At 72.2% G+C, this 5,593-nt stretch carries 5 protein-coding genes and 1 pseudogene; 3 read left to right on the forward strand and 3 right to left on the reverse strand.

The annotated features are described in order from the left end of the window. Positions 1-1,431 (reverse strand): MFS transporter (locus K6I34_RS30295; RefSeq protein WP_229330806.1); only part of this gene is annotated, 1,431 nt, incomplete at its 3' end. A gap of 199 nt (positions 1,432-1,630) precedes the next feature. Between K6I34_RS30295 and K6I34_RS30300 the strand changes: the two genes are divergently transcribed. From K6I34_RS30300 to K6I34_RS30310, 3 genes are all read left to right on the forward strand, one after another. Then, a complete protein-coding gene (locus K6I34_RS30300) occupies positions 1,631-2,635 on the forward strand; it encodes a GlxA family transcriptional regulator (protein ID WP_229330808.1) in 1,005 nt (334 codons plus the stop codon). Positions 2,636-2,719: 84 nt separating this feature from the next. Beyond that, positions 2,720-2,953, forward strand: coding sequence for a 4-oxalocrotonate tautomerase family protein (locus tag K6I34_RS30305; protein WP_374231061.1), 234 nt, complete (start codon positions 2,720-2,722; stop codon positions 2,951-2,953). A gap of 4 nt (positions 2,954-2,957) precedes the next feature. After that, a complete protein-coding gene (locus K6I34_RS30310) occupies positions 2,958-3,332 on the forward strand; it encodes a carboxymuconolactone decarboxylase family protein (RefSeq protein ID WP_229330812.1) in 375 nt (124 codons plus the stop codon). A gap of 87 nt (positions 3,333-3,419) precedes the next feature. Here the strand turns inward: K6I34_RS30310 and K6I34_RS30315 are convergent, their stop codons facing one another. Further along, positions 3,420-5,393: an FAD/NAD(P)-binding domain-containing protein gene (locus K6I34_RS30315; protein ID WP_229330814.1), complete on the reverse strand. Its 1,974-nt coding sequence runs from the start codon at positions 5,391-5,393 to the stop codon at positions 3,420-3,422. A gap of 40 nt (positions 5,394-5,433) precedes the next feature. Beyond that, positions 5,434-5,593 (reverse strand): annotated as a pseudogene (locus K6I34_RS30320) (2-oxoacid:ferredoxin oxidoreductase subunit beta); the annotation flags it as partial.

The following is a 5,593-nucleotide window of genomic DNA, read 5'->3' on the forward strand; positions in this document are numbered from 1 at the left end:
GGCCGGGGTCCCGGCGGCGGGGGCCGGGGTCCCTGCGGTGTAGCGCAGGCCGGCCAGAGTGGCGAGCAGGGCCGTGACGATCATGTAGACCCAGCCGTGCCGGAAGGCGCCCATGGTGGGGTGCTCCGAGCTGCCCAGGATCGCGGTGAGCAGGGCCACGCCCAGCGCCGAGCCGATCTGACGGGACATCATCAGCGTGCCCGAGCCGACCGAGAGCTGCTCGGCGGGCAGCGCGCTCGCGGCGCCGAACAGGGCGGGCTGGATCAGCGCGTTGCCCGCGCCGACCAGGATCGCGCCCGGCAGGTACGTGGCGGCGTAGGCGGGGGAGGAGTCGGCGGTCGCCAGCCACCAGGCGCAGCCCGCGGCGAACACCAGGCCTCCGGCCACCGCCGAGGTGCGGGCGCCGATCCGCTTGATGATCCTCCCGGACTGTGACGACAGGATCATCACGGTGACCGGGGTGGGCGCGATGCCGAGGCCGGCACGCAGGACCGTGTAGTGCCACTGGCCGGTCAGGAACAGGGCCGCCTGGAAGAGCATCGAGGCGAACGCCAGGTAGTAGAGGAAGATGCCTGCGGTGCCGACCCTGAACATCCGGTTGGCGAAGAGCGCGGGGCTGATGATGGGCGCCGGGCTGCGGCGGACGTGCCATACACAGACGGCCGTCAGCACCACCGCGGCGACGAAGCAGACCACCGTACCGGGGGCGGTGTAGCCCCAGTCGGGTGCCTCCACGAACGCCATGGTCAGCGCTCCGGACGCGAGCAGGATCAGCGCCGAGCCGAGCAGGTCGAGACCTTGCGAGGCCTTCCGGGCCACGTTCGGCAGCAGGCGCACACCGGCCACCGCGGCGATCGCGCACACGGGGACGTTGATGAGGAAGATCCACCGCCAGCTCAGCTGCACCAGCAGTCCGCCCAGGACCGGCCCGCTGCCCGCCGCGACGGCGGCGACGGCCGTCCAGATGCCGATGGCCGTGGAGCGCTCGTGCTCGGGGAAGGCGGGCAGGGCCAGACCCAGGGAGGTGGGCACCAGGACCGCCGCCGCCACCGCCTGCACCACACGGGCCACGATCAGGACGGTCAGGCTGGGCGCGATCGCGCAGCCGACCGAGGACAGGCCGAAGAGGAGCATGCCGAGAAGGAAGCTCGCCTTGCGGCTGGTGTCGTCCGCGAGCCGCCCGGCGGGGATGAGGAGCGCCGCGAGGACGATCGTGTAGCCGTTCAGCACCCAGGACATCGAGGCCATGGACGCTTCGGGAAAGGACTTCTCCAGCGCGGGGAACGCCACGGTCACGGCGAACAGGTCGAGGATCGCGAGGAACTGGGCGGCCGACGCGACGGTCAGCACCAGCCAGCGCCGTGGATCTGCCGGTGGGGCCGCGGGGGCGGCGGCCGTATCCGCCGTGCGGGTTTCGGGAATCGAGGTCATGGCCGTATCCGTCGTCTCTCCGCTGGTCGAGGCTGATCGAGGGGGCAGGGACCAGGGAGGGCAAGGGGGAATGCGCCCCTGGTCGAAGGGGATGCGATGCGCCCCTTCCTTGGCCGAGAAGCGGTGCGCCCCTCCACTATCGCCACCCGGCTTCACCGCTTCGAGTGGCAGAACTGCCAGCAGTCGCTACATTACTGCCATGAATGATCACTCCGGGGGCCCCGGGACCGTGGCCGTGGCCGTGACCGACGGCATGCCGATCCTGGAACTGGCCGTCCCCTGCCATGTGTTCGGCACCCCCAGGCCCGATCTGCACACCCCCTGGTACGACTTCCGGCTGTGCAACCCCACGGGCGACGACGCGGCACCGGCGCGCCAGTGGTTCACCACCGACACCCCCTACGGCTACCAGGAGCTCGTCGAGGCCGACACCGTCATCGTCCCCGCCAGCGCGGACGTCCGCGGCCGTCCTCCCGGGCGGCTGCTCGACGCCGTCCGCGAGGCCCACGCCCGCGGGGCGCGGATCGTCTCGCTGTGCTCGGGGGCGTTCGTGCTGGCGGCCGCCGGCCTGCTCGACGGGCGCCGGGCGGCGACCCACTGGGAACACGCCCCGCTGCTCGCGGAGCGCTACCCCCGCATCGAGGTCGACCCCACCGTCCTGTACATCGACGACGGCGACATCCTCACCAGCGCTGGCAGCACGGCCGGGATCGACCTGTGCCTGCACCTGGTGCGCAAGGACCTGGGCTCCCGGGTGGCCAGCTCGGTCGCCCGCCACCTCGTCGTACCCGCCCACCGGCCCGGCGGGCAGGCCCAGTACATCGAGGCACCGCTGCCGCCGAAGGAGACCGACGACGGCCTGGCCCCCCTGCTGCACTGGGCCGCCGAGAACGTGCACCTCCCGCTCACCACACCGGAGCTGGCCCGGCGTGCCGGGATGAGCGAACGGACGCTGGTCCGGCGGTTCCACCAGTCCACGGGCACCACCCCGCTGCGGTGGCTCCAGGCACAGCGCATCGCCCGCGCCAAGGAACTGCTGGAGACCACCGACCAGCCGATGGACAGGATCGCCGAACAGTGCGGCCTGGGCGGCGCGGCCAACCTCCGGCTCCACTTCGCCCGCAGCGTCGGCATCTCCCCCAGCGAATACCGCCGGAGCCACCGCGCCGACCGCCACGAACGGGCCGCGGTCGCCGGGAACTGAGGCCCTGGCGCCCACCCCTCCTTGCACCAAAGTCGAGTACCCAACTCCCTTGCACGGCAGGTAGAAACAAGACAATCACCTTTGATGAAAGGGACCACTTCCATGCCTGTCATCAACGTCGACATGTGGCAAGGGCGGAGCGAGGAGGACAAGGCCGTCCTGGCGCGCGAGCTCACCGACGCCTTCCAGCGCGCCTGCGGCAGCACCCGGGAGCGCATCTACGTCATCATCCGGGACGTGCCGAAGGAGAACTGGGCGATCGGCGGCGAGATGTGCACCGAACTGCCGACCGTACCGCCCGCCCGTACGGCGGACTGACCCCGTGGCACCCTCCGAGCGCCACGAGACGGGAGACCGCGTCCGCAGGGAGGTGCTGGGGGACGAGCACGTCGACTCCATGCTGAGCGACTGGCCGCCCGCACGCCCCCTGCTCGACCTCATCACCGAGTTCCCCTGGGGCTCGGTCTGGGCCCGCGAGGGCCTCGACCGCCGCACCCGCAGCCTGCTCAACCTCGCACTCCTCACCGCCCTGAACCGGCCGGAGGAACTGCGCCTGAACGTCCGCGGCGCGCTGCGCAACGGCTGCACCGTCGAGGAGATGGCCGAAGTGGCCCTGCAATGCGCCGCCTACGCCGGTGCCCCGGCGGGCATCGCCCTGATGAAGGCCGTCCACGAGATCGCCCGGGAGACGGACTGACCCGGTGGCCGAGGGCGCGGACGAAGGGGGCGGGGCCGGGAGAATCCCGGCTCCGCCCCCTCGCCATACGGGCCGCCGCGTCGGCCGTCAGCGGGCGGTCGCGCTCAGCTCCGCGTCCCGCTCACCCGCGCCGACGGCGCTGGCGACACCGGCCAGGCGGGTGGTGCCGTACCGGAGGCACGAGCGGGCGATGGAGTCGCCCTGGAGCAGGGTCCGGGAGTTGACGTGCGGACGGGCACCGATCGCGGTGACCCACTGCACCGACTCCACCGGAGGGCCGTACGAGAACCGCGCCGGGTGCGGAGTGCCCTGCCGGTCGATGACCTGGAAGGTCACATCGGTGACGTCCAGCCCGCCGGTCTCGTAGCCCGGCCCCGTCTCGTCGGGGATGACGTGGGCCCGGCAGCCGCCCGCGGCCAGCAGCGAAGCCAGCAGCGGGTCCGTGGCGCGGCGCACGTCGGTCGCCGGGAGATGCGCCTCCACCAGGGCCGCGGCCCGTACCGTCGCGTCGGGCACCTGGGGCGAGACGGCGACGAAGGAGCCCGTCCCCTCGTCCGCGGTCACCCGCATCCGCGGGCCCAGCGGGCGCACCACCCCCGCCTCGACCAGGGCGAGCAGCTCGCGTACGCGGGTGGCCGGGGGGCCGCTGGCGGCGTAGTTGTTGAGCCCGCTGAACCAGCGGTCGACGTGCTCGCGGTACGAGGCGCCGCTCAGCCCCCGGTGGGAGATCACCTGCCGCACCTCGTCCCGCAGGTCGCGCATGACCGCGGCGGCCGCCTTGACCGCGCTGACGTGCGGCCCCAGGTCGGAGTGGCGGAGGTCCTCGGCGAGCACGCCGAGGATCCAGTCGCGGTAGTCGTCCGGGCCCGTGAACTCCCGCTGGTCGGCGGGCCGGTCCAGGGTCTCCCAGTCCCAGCGCAGACCGGCGTCGGGCACCAGCTCGCCCAGCAGGGCCTCCATCTCCGGGGTCCCCCAGTCGAGGCGGGGGTACTCGGCGAGGAGCCGCTCGTATCCGGCCGGGTCGCCGTGCTGGAGCAGGGCCTTGTAGTAGTTCCAGGCGACCTCCTTCGCGACCAGGGGGAACAGATCGCGCCGGAAGTCGGTACGGCCGGTGCCCGCGCCGCCGCGCAGCCGGGCGATCTCGTCCGCGGACAGGAACGTGGCCTGGTAGCGGGGAACGATCTCCTGGCGTATCTCCGCCCGCGCCCGGTAGGGCACGCCGCGCCCCGAACCGGCGTGGATGACCGGCTCGTTCCCGCTGGGCAGATACGTGAGTCGGCCGTCCTCGGCGGGGACGAAGCGGCCGCCCCTGCCCTCGGTCAGCAAGGCCATGTAGTCGTAGAAGTTCAGTCCCAGGCCGCGCAGGATGACGTCCTGCCCCGCGCCGATCGGCTCCAGGTCGGCCTCGGCGGGGCTGCTCGGCGAGACGTAGTGCAGGCCGTGCCGAGCGGCGAAGTCGACGAGCGCCAGCTGCTGCTCGGTGGGGTCGACGTCGTAGTGGCCCTGCGCGAGGATCACGGCGTCGACGGTCAGCGGCTCCGTCCCGTCCTCCAGGCCGACCCGCTGCATGCCGTCCGGGGTGTCGGTGATCCCGGTCGCACGCGTCCGGTGCACATGGACGCTCACCCCGGCCGGGGCCCTGCCGGCGATGTCCGCGAAGGCCCAGCCGAGGTACTCGCCCTGGAACGCGCGCGAGGCGTACGACCACGGTTCCATGACCGCGGCCTCCGCCTTCGTCTCCTCGGTCACGTCGGTCACCCTGCCCTCGGCGACCATGCGTGCCCACTGGTACTGGGTGGGGCCGGGCGTCAGCGGGCCCTCGCAGGTCACCGTCGTGTCGGTGAACACCGTCACGTCACCGGCGACCGTGTTCATCAGCAGACGGCGCGACTGGCCCTGCTGCCACACCCGGCCGCCGCCGACCGGGTACGGGTCGACGATATGCACCTCGACCGGCGAACCCGCGGCCATCTCGGGGGCATTGGCACAAATACGTTCCAGGGCCACGGTTCCCCGGGGCCCCGCTCCGACGATGCAGATGCGGATGGCGCTCGATGGCATTACAGCACTCCTTGCTGAGGGAAAACGATGGCCGGCTCGGTCAGCCGATGACGGTCCAGGTGTCGTTGCCGTGGAGGAGGGCGGTGAGGTCGCCCTTGCCTTTGTGTTCGATGGCGGTGTCGAGTTGGTCGGTCATCTGGGTGTCGTAGACGGGGCGTTGGGTGTTGCGGAAGATGCCGATGGGGGTGTGGTGGAGGGTG

The organism is Streptomyces sp. UNOC14_S4 (assembly GCF_020740835.1).
GTDB lineage: Bacteria > Actinomycetota > Actinomycetes > Streptomycetales > Streptomycetaceae > Streptomyces.